Source organism: Amycolatopsis melonis (assembly GCF_040064235.1).
GTDB classification, from domain to species: Bacteria; Actinomycetota; Actinomycetes; order Mycobacteriales; family Pseudonocardiaceae; genus Amycolatopsis; species Amycolatopsis melonis.
Window position 1 is genome coordinate 51405 of record NZ_JBDZYD010000022.1, and the last position, 15543, is coordinate 66947.

Below are 15543 nucleotides of genomic sequence, written 5' to 3' on the forward strand. Positions count from 1 at the left end.
TGCAACGGTCGGCGGGTAGCCGTCGATGGTCATCGGGGACAGCAGCGAGGAGGTGGATGGATCATGAGGATCAACGAGCGCACCAACGGGGGCAAGGCGACCAGATGGCCGCTGCTCGAACCGCCCGCGCAACGGCCTCGGGTCCACCGTCCCGCCCTCCTCAAGCGCCGTCCGTGGCACGTTCTCGAAGCGCCCACCGGGGAGCTGCCCGCCGTCGATGCCGCCGAGGCCATGGGGCCTCAGCTGCCCGACGAGGCCACCGTCAACTTCGTGCTCGACCTCTCGCTGCGCATCGGGGAGGTCCAGATGGCCAGCGGGGCCGGGGCCTCCGACGTCACCGCGACCATCCTCGCCATCGCCTCGGCGCTGGGGCTGCCGCACTGCGAGGTCGACGTCATCTTCACCTCGATCACCGTGACCTGCCACCGCGGCAGCGACCTCTCGCCGATCACCGCGCTGCGGGTCGTGCGGAGCCGGAGCCTGGACTACACCCGGCTGACCGAGACCGAGAAGCTCGTGCGGAAGATCGTGCGCGGGCACATGGGGGCCGAGCAGGCGCAGACCGAGCTGGAGCGGATCACCTCGGCGCCGCACCCGTACCCGCGCTGGGTCGCGACGCTGGCCTGGGGCGGGGTCGCCGCGTTCGTCACCATCCTGCTCGGGGGCGGGTTCGACATCGCGCTCGTCGCGTTCGTCATCAGCGGCGTCATCGACCGGGTCGGGCGGGTCGTGAACCGGTACGGGCTGCCGTTCTTCTTCCAGCAGGTCATCGGCGGCATGGTCGCCACCCTCTCCGCGATGGCCATCGTGAGCAGCAACATCCTGACCACCGACAAGCCGACGCTGGTCGTCGCGGCCGCGGTCACCGTGCTGCTGTCCGGGCTGTCCACCGTCTCGGCCGTGCAGGACGCCATCACCGGCTACAACGTCACCGCCGCCGGCCGCACCATGGAGACCGCCCTGATGTCGGCGGGCCTGATCGCCGGGGTCGTGCTCGCGCTGCGGATCGCCGTCATGCTCGGCCTGCCGCGCACCCCGCTGCCGGAGGTGACCGGGTCGACGCCGCAGCAGCTGCCGCTCGTCGTGCTCGGCGGGGCAGGCGCCGCCGCCTGCTTCGCCCTCGCGAGCTACTCCAAGATGCGGGCCATGCTGGTCGCCGCGGCCGCCGGGGGCATCGGCGCCGCCGTCTACGGCTCGCTCACCCTCGCCAAGCTGGACGGCGTCAGCTCGTCCGCGGTGGCCGCGACGCTGGTCGGGTTCTGCGGTGGCGTGCTGGCCCGGCGGCTCGGCGTTACTCCACTGGTGGTCGCCGTGTCCGGGATCACTCCGCTGCTTCCGGGGCTGTCGACCTACCGTGGTCTGTACCAGATCGGGGTCGAGCCGAGCGGCAACATCTCGACGCTCATGACGGCCGTCGCAATCGGGCTTGCCCTGGCAGCGGGCGTGGTACTCGGGGAATGGCTCGCCCAGCCGGTCCGCACCGGGCTGGGCAGGCTCGAACGGCGGTTCGCCGGACCACGCATGGCCGGCCCGCTCGAACCGACGGAACGGAGCTTGGAGTAACCCAGAGGTCACGGACTGTTCATCGCTCACGCGATAGGGTTTCACTCTGGGGCCGCGACCCAGAACGCGAGGAGCTGTCGACGTGAGTGACCCGAAGGAGAACACGAACCAGGCCGATTTCGTCGTCGTGGCGAACCGGCTACCGGTGGACCTCGAACGCACGGCGGACGGCGAGCGCCGCTGGACGGCCAGCCCGGGCGGGCTGGTGTCGGCGCTCGAGCCGTTCCTGCGGTCGAGGAAGGGCGCCTGGGTGGGCTGGCCGGGCGTGCCGGACGTCGACGTGGAGGAGTTCGACGACGACGGCCTGGTGCTGCACCCGGTCTCGTTGAGCGCCGACGAGGTCCGCGACTACTACGAAGGTTTCTCCAACGCGACGCTCTGGCCGCTCTACCACGACGTCGTCGAGCGCCCGGTGTTCGACCGCGCGTGGTGGAACAGCTACGTCAAGGTGAACCGCCGGTTCGCCCAGGCCAGCGCGGAGGTCGCCGCCCCGGGCGCGACCGTGTGGATCCAGGACTACCAGCTGCAGCTGGTGCCGGCGATGCTGCGTGAGCTGAGACCGGACCTGCGCATCGGCTTCTTCCTGCACATCCCGTTCCCGCCGGTCGAGCTGTTCATGCAGATGCCGTGGCGCGCGGCGATCATCCGCGGCCTCACCGGAGCCGACCTGGTCGGCTTCCACCGCCCCGGCGGGGCCCAGAACTTCCTGTGGCTGTGCCGCCAGCTGATCGGCCTCGAGTCGACGCGCGGCGCGGTCGGCGTCCGGTCGCGGCCGGGCACCATGCAGGTCGGCGACCGGACCGTGCGGGTCGGTGCCTTCCCGATCTCCATCGACGCCGCCGGGCTCGACAGCCTCGCCCGCACCAAGGGCGTCCAGGAGCGGGCCGCGCAGCTGCGACGCGACCTCGGCAACCCCAAGACGGTCCTGCTCGGCGTCGACCGGCTCGACTACACCAAGGGCATCGACCTGCGGCTGCAGGCGCTGCACGAGCTGCTGCACGAGGGCAGGCTGCAGCCGGACGACGTCACGTTCGTCCAGCTCGCCACCCCGAGCCGCGAGCGCGTGGAGCACTACCAGCGGATGCGCGGCGAGATCGAGCAGATGGTCGGCCGGATCAACGGCGAGTTCGCCCGCGTGGGCCACCCGGTCGTGCACTATCTGCACCAGTCCGTGGACCGCACCGAGCTGGCCGCCTTCTTCTCGGCTGCCGATGTCATGGTCGTGACACCCCTGCGTGACGGCATGAACCTGGTCTGCAAGGAGTACGTCGCCGCACGGCACGATCTGGGCGGTGCGCTGGTGCTTTCCGAGTTCGCGGGTGCCGCCGCGGAGCTCTCTAGCGCATTCCTCGTCAACCCCCACGACCTGGACGGGGTGAAGGATGCTCTAGTGGCTGCCATTACCCTCGACCCGGCAGAGGGCCGTCGCCGGATGCGCGCCATGCGTCGCCAGGTCCTCACGCACGATGTCGATCGTTGGGCGCGCTCCTTCCTACAGGCTCTGGGTGCGGAGGCGGTCGACTGACCGAACGACCAAGCACGAGCTCCTGAGGAGGAGTGTTGACTGCCGAGGCCCTGCCCGCCGAGCTACGGCGGGCGATCGTCCAGATCGCCCGTACTCCGCGTCTGCTGGTCGCCTGCGACTACGACGGCACGCTGGCGCCGATCACGCTGAACCCGGACGAGGCCCGCCCGCTGCCGGAGTCCGTCGGCGCTCTCCGATCACTCGCCGGGCTGCACGAGACCACCACCGCGGTCATCTCCGGCCGTGCGCTGCGTGACCTCGCCACGCTCTCGCGGCTGCCTGCCGAGGTGAACCTCGTCGGCAGCCACGGCTCGGAGTTCGACATCGGCTTCATCCACGCCCTCGACGAGAAGGCGCGGGAGCTGCACCGGCGGCTGGAGTCCGAGCTCGAGCAGCTCGTGCTGGACGTCCCGGGCGTGTCGCTGGAGGTCAAGCCCGCCAGCATCGCGGTGCACGTGCGCCGCGCCGAGCACGAGGCGGGCCGCCGCGTGCTGGCGGCCGTCCACTCCGGACCGTCGAAGTGGGAGGGCGTCTCGACCACCGACGGCAAGGAGGTCGTCGAGCTCGCGGTCGTCCAGACGGACAAGGGCCGCGCGCTGGACATCCTGCGCCACCAGGTGGGCGCCACCGCGGCGATCTTCCTCGGCGACGACGTCACCGACGAGAAGGCCTTCGCCCGGCTCTCCGGCCCGGACCTCGGCATCAAGGTCGGCGACGGCGAGACGCTGGCCGCGTTCCGCGTGCCGGACACCGTCGACGTCGCGCTGGTGCTCGGGTTCCTGCTGGAGGAGCGCCGCAACTGGCTGTACGGCGAGTCGGCGCCGCCGATCGAGCGGCTGTCGATGCTGGCCAACGAGCGGTCGGTCGCGCTGCTGACGCCGGACGCCAAGCTGACCTGGCTGTGCCACCCCGGGCCGGACGCGCCCGCGGTGTTCGCCGACCTGCTCGGCGGCGAGAGCGCCGGCCACTTCTCCATCAAGCCGCACCGCAACGGCCTGCCGCTGGGCCAGCGCTACCTGCCGAACACGATGACGGTCGAGACGCGCTGGTCGCGCCTGCTCGTCACTGACTACCTCGAGCCGGAAAGCGCTCCACACCGGACGGACCTGGTCCGGGTGATCTCCGGGGAGGCGGTGGCGTCGGTCAAGTTCGCGCCGCGGCCGGAGTTCGGTGGCGTGCCGGTGAAGCTGGAGGTCACCGAGGGCGGCGTGCGGGTGCTCGGCACGTCCGAGCCGTTCGTGCTGTACTCGCCGGGCGTCGAGTGGACCATCACCTCCGACGGCCTGCACGACACCGCGACCGCGCTGGTGCAGCCGACGCCGACCCAGCCGGTGGTGCTGGAACTGCGGTGCGGCACCACGGACCTCAGCCCGCACGAACTGTCCGAAGTGGAGCGTCGCGACCGCGCGGGCCGCTACTGGAGCGAGTGGACGTCGAAGCTGCAGCTGCCGAAGGTGCAGACCGACCTGGTGCTGCGCTCGGCCCTGACGCTGCGCGGGCTGTGCAACACCGACACCGGCGGGGTGCTCGCCGCGGCGACGTCGTCGCTGCCGGAGGAGATCGGCGGCGTCCGCAACTGGGACTACCGCTACTGCTGGATCCGCGACGCCGCGATGACCGTGCGGGAGCTGGTGCACCTCGGCTCGATCGAGGAGGCCGAAGGCTACCTGCGGTGGCTCCACGGCGTGCTCGCGACGCTGGCGGGCCCGGAGCGCCTGCACCCGCTGTACACCCTGGCGGGCAGCGTGATCGGCGCCGAAGCGGTCATCGAATCCCTGCCCGGGTACGCGGGTTCGCGGCCGGTGCGCGTCGGCAACCTGGCGAACCACCAGGTGCAGCTGGACGTCTTCGGCCCGGTCGTCGAGCTGGTGCAGACCCTGGCCTCGGCGCGCGGCGAGCTGCGTGACGAGGACTGGCAGATGGTGCGCGCGATGGCCGAAGCCGTGACGCGGCGCTGGAACGAGCCCGACCACGGGATCTGGGAGGAGCGGCACGTGCCGCGCCACCGGGTCTACTCGCGGGTCATGTGCTGGGTGACGATCGACCGCGCGATCAAGCTGGGCGAGCAGTACGGCCGGGAGATCCCCGGCAACTGGCCCGGCCTGCGCGAGGAGATCAAGAACGACGTCCTCACCAACGGCTGGAACGAAGAGGTCCAGGCCTTCACCACCGCCTACGACGGCACGGACCTCGACGCGGCCTCGCTGTTCGTCGGGCTCACCGGGCTGATCGACCCGGCCGACGAGCGGTTCCAGCAGACGGTGACCGCGATCGAGGCGGAGCTGCGCAGTGGGTCCACTGTGTACCGTTACCGCCGCGACGACGGCCTGCCGGGCGGCGAAGGCGGCTTCCACATCTGCGCGGCGTGGCTGATCGAGGCGTACCTGCTGACCGGGCGCCGCACCGAAGCGCAGGAGCTGTTCGACCAGATCGTCGCGGCCGCGGGCCCGACCGGCCTGCTGCCCGAGCAGTACGACCCGATCGCGGAACGGTCGCTGGGCAATCATCCGCAGGCCTATTCCCACATCGGGCTGATCCGGTGCGCCAACTTGCTGGCGGCGAGTTAGCCCTTTCGGTCCGAACTGCCTCCGAAGGCCACCATGACGGCATCCCGTGCCCTTATGGTGGCCTTCAGAGCATTCGGAGGTGAGACGGGTGCAGGGAACCTACGGGCAGGTCGAGTTCGTGCCGCTGCCGCCCCGGTTCGCCGCCCGGGTGCGGTGGGGGTCGGTGGTCGTCGGCAGCTCCATGATCGCCGGGACGGTGCTGCTGTTCGGGCTCACCACGTTCCTGCAGGGCGTCGTGCACGGCCACGCGTTCCCGGACACGCTGCTGGGCAAGGCCGCGGCGGTCCTGCCGCCGCTGGGCGTGCTGGCGATGGCGGTGCTGGTGCTGACGTGCCGCCGCTGCCTGCGCGGTGACTACCTCGTGGTGGCCAGCGCCGCGGCGACGCGCACCGCGCTGGTGTTCACCTACGTGCTGACGCTGGTGCTGATCCTGGGGTCGTTCGCGGTGCCCGTCGTGTTCCGGGTCTGGCGCGACAGCCCGGAGCTGGCCGCGCCCGACCTGCTCACGACGTTCTCGACGCTCGCCTTGGCCACCATCGGGTTCCTGGTGGGCATGTTCTACGTGCGGCCGTCGGTGCAGACGCTGCGGAAGTTCAGCGACCACCCGATCTGGTGATCTGAGGAAGCCCCTTCCAGCGCCGCACCTGCGTGTCCGCTGTGCAGAATTTTCTTTGCATACTTTTCTCTGCACGGCTACGATGGAGTCATGACCAGCGCTCCACCACCGGAAGAACTCGACCCGGACGCCCTCAAGGCCGTCACCCACCCGCTGCGTCGCCGGATCCTCGGCGTCCTGTCGGCCGGGCCGGCGACGGCCACGAAGCTCGCCAAAGCCCTTGGCGAGAACACCGGCGCGACCAGCTACCACCTGCGGGAGCTGGCCCGGTTCGGGTTCGTCGAGGACGTCCCCGAGCTGGCCAGGGGCAAGGAACGGTGGTGGCGGACGCGGCCGCGGGACATCCGGTGGCCGCGCCGCAGCGAGCAGAGCGCCGAATCCCGGATGCTGTTCGACGACATGCAGCGCCAGGGGTTCGAGGACGACCTCGAAAAGCTCAACCGGTTCGCGGAAAAGCGTGACGAGCTGCCCGGCGGCTGGCCGGACGCGCTGCTCTTCGCGCGCGGCGCCACGTGGCTCACCGAAGAAGAGCTGCAGCAGCTCTGGCACGACTACATGGAGCTGTTTCGCCGGTACTGGCGCACCGAGGAAGACCGGTCACCGGAAGCGCGGCGCGTGCTCGTGCGCTGGCTCGCGTTCCCGGATCCAGGGGAATGACATGACAGGGGATTTCACATGCGAAGAGGGGTTCTGCTCGCCGGGGTGGCGCTGGCGGTCACGGCGCTGGCACCACCGGCGTCCGCCGCGGACGGCGAAGTCACGTTCACGAACGGCGGGGTGACGTTGCACGGCACGGTCGTCGCTCCGCCCGGCGGCACGAAACTGCCGGGCCTGGTGATGGTCCACGGCTCGGGGGCACACAGCCGGGAGGACTACCGCGACCAGGCGGAAGCCTTTGCGCGGCAAGGCATTGCCACGCTGATCTACGACAAGCGCACCGAAGGCTATTCCCAGTTCGAGCGGTCGTACTCGACGCTCGCGGACGACGCGCTGGCCGCGGTCGCGGCGCTGCGGAAGCGGCCGGAAGTGGATCCGGCACGCGTCGGCGTCTGGGGGTTGAGCGAAGGGGGTTGGGTCGCGCCGCTGGCGGCTTCCCGTTCCGCGGACGTCGCGTTCGTCGTCACGCTCGGAGCGAACGGCGTCGAGCCGTCGCGCCAGCAGGCGTGGGCGGTCGAGAACCAGTTGCGGCGCCTGGGAATGGACGGCTCGCTCGTGCGGATGGCGACGTCGACGATGCTGCGCCAGCTCGCCGCGGGCGGGGTGTTCCCGGAGGCGCACTACGACCCGGTGCCGGTGCTGAAGAGCCTGCGCCAGCCGGTGCTCGGGCTGTGGGGCGCGAAGGACGTCCTGACACCGCCGGGCGAGGCCGTCGAGATCTTCCGGTCGTCACTGGCGCGGTACACGCTGCGCGTCTTCCCGGACGCGCAACACCAGCTGCGCCGCACCTCGGACGGCTTCGACAAGCTGCCGGGCTACGCGCCCGGCTACCTGGAGCTGGTGGGCACGTGGGTGCACGACCTGCCCGCGACGTCGACCGCCGACGCGCCGCCCCCGCAGGACCGGCCGAGCGCCGCGGTGACGCCGTTGCGCTGGTACGAGCCGGTCTGGCTGCAGCTGGCGGCGCTGGTGTTCCTGCTGGCGGCGTTCGCCTGGTACCCGCTGTTCCGGCGCGGCCCGGCGGCCCGGTCCGCGCGCTGGCTGGCCACGACCGGGCTGGTGACGGTGCTCGGTTTCCTGGCCGTCGACGTCGTGCTCCAGGTGACGATGGGCAAGGCGCTGGGCCCGGTGGTCGCCGGCCGCCCGCTGCCGTGGCTGGCGCTCCAGCTGCTGTCACTGGGCACGGTGGCCGCCACGATCGGCACGGCAGTGGCCTGGTGGCGGCACCGGACCCCACGGCTGGGCGTGCTGCTGGCCGGTGGCGTGGTGTTCGTCCCGTGGGCGGTGTACTGGGGACTGCTGGGCGTCTAGGCGGAGTAGCCCTTCGGCGGGATCAGCGTCGCCAGCTGGTCGAAGGTCAGCCAGTAGATCGAGTTCCCGCCGAAGTTCGCCGGGTCGGCGATCTTGACGGTCATGTCCGAGCTGTCGTACCCGATGACGGTGAAGTAGTGGTAGATCGTCTCGTTCGGGTAGCCCGGCGGGTGGTTGTCCGGGGGCGCGACGATGTTGGCGACGATCGGGTAGCCGTTGCCGATGTCGAGGACGATGTCGCGCCAGAGCAGGTCGCGCTGGGCCTGCGTGGGCGGGTCGTTCGGCATCTCCTTGGTCTCGTACCAGGAGGTGCCGAGATCCCGGTTGAGGACGCCGGTGATCTGCCCGATCCAGTTGGTGCCATCGGTGGTGGTGCCGAGCTGGGCCGCGAGCGTGGCCTGGCTCGGCAGGTTCCCGGTGCGCGCGGACATGGCGATCCGCGTGGCGGCCGGGCCGCACCAGTAGCCGGTTTCCTGCACCTGGTACTGGATGGCGAGCACGGCCTCGGTCCGCGCTTCGGCGACCGCGGGCAGGGCGACGAGCCCCAGGGCGGCCACGAGCGTGACGAAGCTCCAGCGGAATCTGCGCATGACGATCCTTCCCCCGGTCGCGGCACCGCACGGCACCGCATCCGAAGATGATCTCGATCAAGCCGGAGTTCTGTCCCGCCCGTGCCCCGGATGGGTCACGACGAAAGTCGGTCCCGGAGCCGGGCCAGCCACTCGAGGCAGGTCAGCCCGTCGCGCACGGGATCGTAGGAGGCCTCGCCTTCGACGAGCCAGATCCGGTGCGCGATGACGTCGTCCATCCCGGCGGCGAAGAGCGCGTCAAGCTCGGCCACGACGGCCTGCCGCTCGTCGTCCTGGCCTTCGAGGCAGAAGTCGGCGACCCCGAGCGGTGTGTCGGCGACCAGGTCGTAGTCCTGGTGGAACTCCCCGGCCAGGCGGGCGACCGCGGCGAAGGACGGCGCCGCGGCGACGGGGAACGCCCCGATCCGGTCCTGCACCTGCCGGGCGAAGTCCCGCAGCGCGTCCCGCCGCAGTTCGACCAGCTCGGCCATCCCGGCCGCCGAGGCGGCCAGCTCGGGATAGCCGAGAACCAGCTCGTAGCCGGCACCCCGGCCGGCCCGCCACCCACCCGGCACCTCGCTGCCGAGGACTTCGAACACGCCGGCCGCGTACCACTCGGGGTAGCAGTCGTCGTTGCGGACCAGGAACGCCGGGCCCTGCTCGAACAGCGCCAGCGCGTAGACCTCGTACTCCCGGCCCCGGGTCAGCCGGAACTCCGGCGGGCGGACGTAGGTCAGGCCGTAGGCGGGCGTGACCCGCTGCCTGCCGGATCCGGCGAGGCACTTCACGATCATCAATACTCCATCCAGGGCAAGGGTGCCGGGACCAGTGTGGTGCCGGTGCCCGGCCGCGACGAAGGTAGGTTCGCCGTGAACGCTCGCGAACGCTGCGGGCAACTGGGGGCATGCAGGTGATCCACGAGGGATCGGAGCTCGGCGGCCACGACCGCCCCGACCTGGGCGGGCCCGAGCCCGGGCCGGCCTTCGGGCGGCTCTTCGACGCCCATGCCGCCGCGCTTCGGCGGTACCTTGCGCGGCGGGTCGGGGCCGAACCGGCGAACGATCTCGTCGCCGAGACCTTCCTCGTCGCGCTGCGGCGGCGGGAGACCTACCGGCCCGAGCTGGGCACCGCGCGGTCGTGGCTCTACGGCATCGCCACCAACCTGCTGCGCCACCACGTCCGGTCCGAGCTGCGCGGGCTGCAGGCCACCGCGCGGCTCGCGCGGACCGGCGAGACCAGCCAGGCCGGGCACGACAGCCGCGTCGCCGAGCAGGTCGACGCCCAGCTGCGGACCGCGCAGCTGGCCGGCGCGCTGGCCAAGCTCAGCCCGGCCGACCGCGACACGCTGCTGCTCGTGTCGTGGGCCGGGCTGGAGCCCGCCGAGGTCGCCGAAGCACTCGGCATCCCGCCCGGTACCGTCCGGTCGCGGCTGCACCGGATCAGACGCTGGCTCAGGACGAACGCCCCGGCCCAAGAGGAGGTGCAGGACCTTGCGTGAAGACAACGTCCGGAAGATCTGGTCCGAAGCCGAACTCGACGCGGCCTTGGCGGATCTGAACAGCGACGTCGCCGAGGAGGACGACGGGCTGGCCTTCGCCCGCGCGTCGCTGCTCGCGGCGGCCGGTGGCGAGGAGGCACCTCCCGAAACCCGCCGCGCGGGCCCGTGGCGCTGGCTCGCGGTGGCCGCGGCCGTCGTCACGCTGGTCGGCGGGCTCGCGGTCGGCGCTTCCGTGCTGTCGTCCCCGGCACCCGAGCCGGCCCGGCCTGCCGTGGCGCTCCCCGACCTCGACCGCCCGCTCGCTCCCGGCGAGTTCCGCTACGCGCAGAAACTGGTCTGGGTGGCGCAGATCGTCTTCGGCAAGCCCGCCCTGCTCCAGCAGAAGATCGAGCTGTGGATCCCCGCCGACCCGGCAGGCGTCTGGCACCGGCGCACGATGTGGACCGGCGCGGTGTCCGGCGTCGAGGAGCCGAAGGTGCAGATCAACCTGACCCCCCGCGACGAATACGGTCCGGGCGGCCGGTTTCCCGACGACACCGCCGCGGGCTGGCAGCAGCCCGACGCGGCCTTCGTCGCGGCACTGGTCCCGGACCGGGCGGCGCTCGCCAAGCGGCTGACGAACGAGAGCAGCGCCCGCTGGAAGGACAGCCGGTTCGCCCCCACGGACTCGCTGACGATGGTGCGCAGCGTGCTGGAGCTGGGGCTGGCCCCCAAGAACGTGCGGCTGGCACTGAGCCAGGCGTTCGGCGACGTCCCCGGTGCGTTCGTCGTGCCGGGCCACGCACCGGACGGCAGGCCCGCCCTGGTCCTCGGCGCCAAGGACACGGGCCAGCGGCTGTACCTGGACCAGGCGACGCTCCAGCTGCTGGCCTGGGACAGCCCGGTCCCGCCGACGATGATCACCCGCTCCAGCGACCTCCCGGTCACGTCGGAGGCAGCACCGCCGAGCTACCAGCACGTGCCGGTGACGACGACCGTGGCGCTGCCGACGACCACGAACCTGCGCCCGGTCGCGCCGGCGACGGTGACCGGGCCACAGGCGGTGTACACGTTCGCGATCACCCGCACCTCCGGGTGATCAACGGGCGTGGCTGGCCGCGTTCAGCGCATCCGCGACGTTCGACACCTCCAGCACCCGGATCCCCGCCGGCGGCTTACCCGAGTCCGGCGGCACGAGCGCGTGCGTGAACCCCAGCCGGGCCGCCTCCGCTAGGCGGCGGCCCACGCTGGGTACGCGCCGGATCTCGCCCGCCAGCCCGACTTCGCCGACCGATACCAGGCGGGGCGACAGGGCGACGTCTTCGAAGCTCGACGTCAACGCCAGCACCAGCGCCAGGTCGATGCCCGGCTCGGTGATCTTCATGCCGCCGACGGTGGCCGCGTAGACGTCCTTGTCGCCGAGCTTCAGCCCGCCGCGCTTCTCCAGTACCGCCAGGACCATCGCCACGCGTGAGGAGTCGAGGCCGCTCACCGCGCGCCGCGGCTGGGGTGCCGATGTCGAGGACACCAGCGCCTGGACCTCGCCCAGCAGCGGCCGCTTGCCTTCCAGCGAAACCGTGATGGCCGTGCCCGACACCGCCTCCTCCGTGCGGCTGATGAACAGCCCGGACGGGTCCGGCACCCCGACGATGCCCTCTTCCTGCAGCTCGAAGCAGCCGATCTCGTCGGCCGCGCCGAACCGGTTCTTGATGCCGCGCACCATCCGCAGCGTCGAGTGCTTGTCGCCCTCGAACTGCAGCACGACGTCCACCAGGTGTTCCAGGACGCGCGGGCCCGCCACCGTGCCGTCCTTCGTGACGTGCCCCACGAGCACCACGGGCAGCCCGCGCTCCTTCGCCAGCGCGACCAGCCCGGACGTCACCGCGCGGACCTGCGTCACGCCGCCCGGCGAGCCGTCGACCTGCGGGGACGCCATGGTCTGCACCGAGTCGACGATCAGCACACCCGGCTTGACGTCGTCGACGTGCCCGAGGATGGCCGCCAGGTCGCTCTCGGCGGCCAGGTACATGCGGTCGTGGACGTTGCCGGTCCGTTCCGCACGCAGCCGGACCTGGCCCGCGGACTCCTCACCGGTGACGTACAGCGAGCGGTCGACGGTCTTCGCCCACTGGTAGGCGACCTCGAGCAGCAGGGTCGACTTGCCGACGCCGGGTTCACCCGCGAGCAGCACGACGGCGCCGGGCACCAGGCCGCCACCGAGCACCCGGTCCAGCTCCGGAACGCCGGTGCGGCGTGCCCGCGCGGCTTCGACGTCGACCTCGCCGATCGGCCGGGCAGGCGCACTCGGCGCGCCGGCCGCGACGCGCTGGATCGCCGGCTTGGCCGGGGCCCCGCGTTCCTCGAAGGAGCCCCATTCCTGGCACTCCGGACACCGGCCCAGCCACTTGGCCGCTTCGTACCCGCAGCTGCCGCAGCGGTAGGTGGTCCCTTTCTTCACCCCGCGAGGCTATCGGCGACCACCGACAAAACCGGGGACCCGCCCCCCCGGAGCCTCCACCCCACGACATGAACGACTCTTTCATGACGTCGGACGAGGTGAACGACTCTTTCATGACGTCCGGTCACCCCGCGGCTCAGCGACCTTGCCGGACTCTGGGGTGCCGCGGGTGAGTGCGGACCTACTCCTTGACGTGCGCGGGCGCCGCGACGGGCAGTTCGACCGTGACCGGGCCCGCGTTCTTGAACACGAACGTCACCTTGATGGTCTGTCCCGGCCACAGCGGCTGCTTCAGCGCGGGCAGCGTCACGGTGGCCTTGCCCACAACCTCGGGCGCGGTCGGCGTCGCGGCCGGGCCGGACGACGGGGCCTCGGACGTCGCGGTCGCGGTCAGGTTGCCCGGGCTGGCGGTCGCCGAGCTGCTGCCGGCGGTCGGCGTGCCCGACGACGTCGGGGCGCTCGACGAGGAGGTCGGCGCGCCCGAGGACGTGGGCAGGACCTCGTTGGTCGACTCGACCGCGTCGGCCGGGCCGATGACCAGGGAGTGGGCCGCGACGACGTCCTTCGAGCCGGTGATGGTGGCCTGGGCGCCGTCCTCGGTCGTCACCGAGACGAGCGCGTCGTCCTGGGCGCCGCGGTTCACGATCGTCAGCGTCAGCGCCGGGGTCGCGCCCGCCGCGTAGCCGGGGCCGGACGGCGGGTACTGGACGGCGGCGTCACGCAGGTCGATGGTCTTGACCTGGGCGTGCGTGCCGTTGACCGCGGGCTGCTGCGAGTCGGTCTGGGTGATCTGGCCGGCCCCGCACCCGGCGAGCACGAGCGCGGCACCGAGCGCCAGCACGCCCGCGCCGAGCACGCGACGATTCTGCAGCCTCACGTCGCAGTCCTTCCCTTTTCACGGCCTCGTCACCGCGAAGACTAGCCGGGCGCGATCTCCGCCGCGGAACCGGTGTGCGTTGCCGCGGCGCGGTGCCCAAGATCAACCGTCCACAAAGGAATTCCAGTCCTGTGACGAAACGCTTCCCCGCTACCTGCGTGAGCACGGGGGCCCAACGTTTGTCAACCCCCGCTCAGGCCGCTGACCTGCGAGGACGAGTCCGGCCCGCTAGGTGGGCACTGGCGGCCCGTGCTAGGATGGAGTCAGCGAAAGGGGCAGAGGACACATGGTTTTCAAGGTCGGAGAGACCGTCGTCTACCCGCACCACGGTGCCGCACTCATCGAAGCCATCGAGACCCGCGTGATCAAGGGCGAGGAAAAGAAGTACCTCGTCCTCAAGGTCGCGCAAGGGGATCTCACGGTTCGCGTGCCTGCCGACAACGCCGAGATCGTCGGCGTCCGCGATGTCGTCGGGCAAGAAGGACTGGACCGCGTCTTCGACGTGCTGCGTGCTCCCCACACCGAAGAGCCCACCAACTGGTCTCGTCGGTACAAGGCCAACCTCGAGAAGCTCGCCTCCGGCGACGTGAACAAGGTGGCCGAAGTGGTGCGCGACCTCTGGCGGCGAGAGAAGGACCGCGGACTTTCAGCCGGTGAGAAGCGCATGCTGGCGAAGGCGCGGCAAATTCTGGTCAGCGAGCTCGCGCTCGCGGAGGGCACCGACGAGGACAAGGCGGAGGTCCTCCTCGACGAAGTTCTGGAAACCGCGGCGGTCTGAGCCCAGGGCGTCCCGCCTGCCGGGCTGGATGCCTCTACGATCGCGAACCGATGAACGTCGTCGCGATCGTGACCGTCGCACATCATGCCTCCGACGGGGAGCTTGCTCTCACGCCGGTCCATGGTGAGGCGCTGCTCACGCACACCGTGCGGGGGCTGCTCGGCGTACCGGAAATCTCTTCGGTGCTCGTGGCGGCCCCCCAGCGGTGTGCGTCGTCGTTTTCCGAGGCCGTCGCCGGTCTCGGCTGCCGGGTCGTGCCCGGCTCGCTCCGGCAGGCCTTCGCCGCCGTCGAGCCCGATCTTCCCCGTGACTCAGTTGTACTCCTCCACGACGCTCTGCGGGCCTTCATTCCTGCCGAAACCGTGCGTGATGTGATCACTGCGGTCCGTGACGGCGCTCCGGTGGTCGTCCCCGTACTCCCGATGGCCGACACAGTGAAGGTGACCGACGCCGAGTCGCTGATCGTCGGCACCGAGGACCGCACCCGGCTGCGCACGGCCCAGACGCCGATCGGCTTCACGCTCGACGCCTTCCGCGCGGCCGGTTACCCGGCGTCGGCGCCGGCGGGCGCGGCGACCGTGCCGGGGCACCCGGACGCGATGCGCGTCACGAGCGATTTCGAACTCTGCCTGGCCGAGGCGATCGCGGCGGCCCCGAGGGACGAGGAGACGCTGTGAGGGTCGGCAACGGGGTGGACGTCCACCCGATCGAACCGGGCCGCGAGTGCTGGATGGCGGGCCTGCGGTGGCCGGACGCCGACGGCTGCGCGGGGCACTCCGACGGCGACGTCGCGGCCCACGCGCTGTGCGACGCCCTGCTGTCGGCGGCAGGCCTCGGCGACCTCGGCGCGGTGTTCGGCACGGGCGACCCGCGGATGGACGGCGCCCACGGCGTGGACATGCTCGTCGAGGTCAGGGGCCTGATCGAGGCCGCGGGCTGGCGGGTCGGGAACGCGTCGGTGCAGGTCGTGGGCAACGCGCCGCGAATCGGGAAGCGACGCGAAGAGGCGCAGAAGGTGCTGTCGGAGGCGGTCGGCGGCCCGGTGAGCGTCTCGGGCACGACGTCGGACGGCCTGGGCCTGACCGGGCGCGGCGAGGGCATCGCGGCCTTCGCGACGGCCCTGCTGCTGGCCGCGGAATAGGGCC

At 71.5% G+C, this 15543-nt stretch carries 15 protein-coding genes; 11 read left to right on the top strand and 4 right to left on the bottom strand.

What is annotated here, in order from left to right; genetic code table 11:
• The first annotated feature begins 63 nt into the window (after positions 1-63).
• From ABJI51_RS41940 to ABJI51_RS41965, 6 genes are all read left to right on the top strand, one after another.
• Positions 64-1563 (top strand): threonine/serine exporter family protein, encoded by a 1500-nt coding sequence (locus tag ABJI51_RS41940; RefSeq protein WP_348956775.1) that lies wholly within the window; start codon positions 64-66, stop codon positions 1561-1563.
• An 82-nt stretch (positions 1564-1645) separates the two neighbouring features.
• Positions 1646-3088, top strand: coding sequence for an alpha,alpha-trehalose-phosphate synthase (UDP-forming) (locus ABJI51_RS41945; RefSeq protein ID WP_348956776.1), 1443 nt, complete (start codon positions 1646-1648; stop codon positions 3086-3088).
• Positions 3089-3123: 35 nt separating this feature from the next.
• A complete protein-coding gene (gene otsB / locus ABJI51_RS41950; protein ID WP_348956777.1) occupies positions 3124-5655 on the top strand; it encodes a trehalose-phosphatase in 2532 nt (843 codons plus the stop codon).
• A gap of 88 nt (positions 5656-5743) precedes the next feature.
• The gene (locus ABJI51_RS41955; RefSeq protein ID WP_348956778.1) at positions 5744-6271 is read left to right on the top strand and encodes a hypothetical protein; all 528 of its coding nucleotides are present in this window, start codon (positions 5744-5746) and stop codon (positions 6269-6271) included.
• Between the two features lie 90 nt (positions 6272-6361).
• Complete coding sequence (locus ABJI51_RS41960; protein ID WP_348956779.1) at positions 6362-6928, top strand: ArsR/SmtB family transcription factor; 567 nt, start codon at positions 6362-6364, stop codon at positions 6926-6928.
• 45 nt (positions 6929-6973) lie between these two features.
• Positions 6974-8239, top strand: a complete 1266-nt coding sequence (locus ABJI51_RS41965; protein ID WP_348956841.1) for an alpha/beta hydrolase family protein — start codon at positions 6974-6976, stop codon at positions 8237-8239.
• On the opposite strand, the gene ABJI51_RS41970 is transcribed toward ABJI51_RS41965, so the two are convergent.
• The gene (locus ABJI51_RS41970) at positions 8236-8829 is read right to left on the bottom strand and encodes a C39 family peptidase (protein WP_348956780.1); all 594 of its coding nucleotides are present in this window, start codon (positions 8827-8829) and stop codon (positions 8236-8238) included. The two genes, ABJI51_RS41965 and ABJI51_RS41970, sit on opposite strands and share 4 nt — an antisense overlap.
• 95 nt (positions 8830-8924) lie before the next feature.
• Positions 8925-9602: a contact-dependent growth inhibition system immunity protein gene (locus ABJI51_RS41975; RefSeq protein ID WP_348956781.1), complete on the bottom strand. Its 678-nt coding sequence runs from the start codon at positions 9600-9602 to the stop codon at positions 8925-8927.
• Between the two features lie 110 nt (positions 9603-9712).
• Between ABJI51_RS41975 and ABJI51_RS41980 the strand changes: the two genes are divergently transcribed.
• The gene (locus ABJI51_RS41980; RefSeq protein WP_348956782.1) at positions 9713-10306 is read left to right on the top strand and encodes an RNA polymerase sigma factor; all 594 of its coding nucleotides are present in this window, start codon (positions 9713-9715) and stop codon (positions 10304-10306) included.
• Entirely contained in the window at positions 10299-11384 is a 1086-nt protein-coding gene (locus ABJI51_RS41985; protein ID WP_348956783.1) for a hypothetical protein, read from the top strand. The genes ABJI51_RS41980 and ABJI51_RS41985 overlap by 8 nt, the downstream gene beginning before the upstream one ends.
• Here ABJI51_RS41985 and radA read toward each other — a convergent pair whose 3' ends face one another.
• Positions 11385-12743: a DNA repair protein RadA gene (gene radA / locus ABJI51_RS41990; protein WP_348956784.1), complete on the bottom strand. Its 1359-nt coding sequence runs from the start codon at positions 12741-12743 to the stop codon at positions 11385-11387.
• 181 nt (positions 12744-12924) lie between these two features.
• Positions 12925-13620 carry a copper chaperone PCu(A)C domain-containing protein gene (locus ABJI51_RS41995; RefSeq protein WP_348956785.1) on the bottom strand — a complete coding sequence of 232 codons (696 nt, stop codon included), beginning with the start codon at positions 13618-13620 and terminating at the stop codon, positions 12925-12927.
• A 286-nt stretch (positions 13621-13906) separates the two neighbouring features.
• On the opposite strand from ABJI51_RS41995, the gene ABJI51_RS42000 reads away from it, so the two are divergent.
• From ABJI51_RS42000 to ispF, 3 genes are read left to right on the top strand one after another with little or no spacing between them, the layout of a single operon-like run.
• Entirely contained in the window at positions 13907-14398 is a 492-nt protein-coding gene (locus tag ABJI51_RS42000) for a CarD family transcriptional regulator (protein ID WP_348956786.1), read from the top strand.
• Between the two features lie 50 nt (positions 14399-14448).
• Positions 14449-15075: an IspD/TarI family cytidylyltransferase gene (locus tag ABJI51_RS42005; RefSeq protein ID WP_348956787.1), complete on the top strand. Its 627-nt coding sequence runs from the start codon at positions 14449-14451 to the stop codon at positions 15073-15075.
• The gene (gene ispF / locus ABJI51_RS42010; RefSeq protein ID WP_348956788.1) at positions 15072-15539 is read left to right on the top strand and encodes a 2-C-methyl-D-erythritol 2,4-cyclodiphosphate synthase; all 468 of its coding nucleotides are present in this window, start codon (positions 15072-15074) and stop codon (positions 15537-15539) included. Before ABJI51_RS42005 ends, ispF begins: the two co-directional genes overlap by 4 nt.
• The last annotated feature ends 4 nt before the right edge of the window (positions 15540-15543 follow it).

Bases quoted from the DNA above. Each gene is read 5' to 3' on its own strand.
- ABJI51_RS41975 (WP_348956781.1), bottom strand. From the start codon at position 9,602: ATGATCGTGAAGTGCCTCGCCGGATCCGGCAGGCAGCGGGTCACGCCC.
- ABJI51_RS41980 (WP_348956782.1), top strand. From the start codon at position 9,713: ATGCAGGTGATCCACGAGGGATCGGAGCTCGGCGGCCACGACCGCCCC.
- ABJI51_RS41960 (WP_348956779.1), top strand. From the start codon at position 6,362: ATGACCAGCGCTCCACCACCGGAAGAACTCGACCCGGACGCCCTCAAG.
- ABJI51_RS41970 (WP_348956780.1), bottom strand. From the start codon at position 8,829: ATGCGCAGATTCCGCTGGAGCTTCGTCACGCTCGTGGCCGCCCTGGGG.
- ABJI51_RS41940 (WP_348956775.1), top strand. From the start codon at position 64: ATGAGGATCAACGAGCGCACCAACGGGGGCAAGGCGACCAGATGGCCG.
- ABJI51_RS42000 (WP_348956786.1), top strand. From the start codon at position 13,907: ATGGTTTTCAAGGTCGGAGAGACCGTCGTCTACCCGCACCACGGTGCC.
- ABJI51_RS42005 (WP_348956787.1), top strand. From the start codon at position 14,449: ATGAACGTCGTCGCGATCGTGACCGTCGCACATCATGCCTCCGACGGG.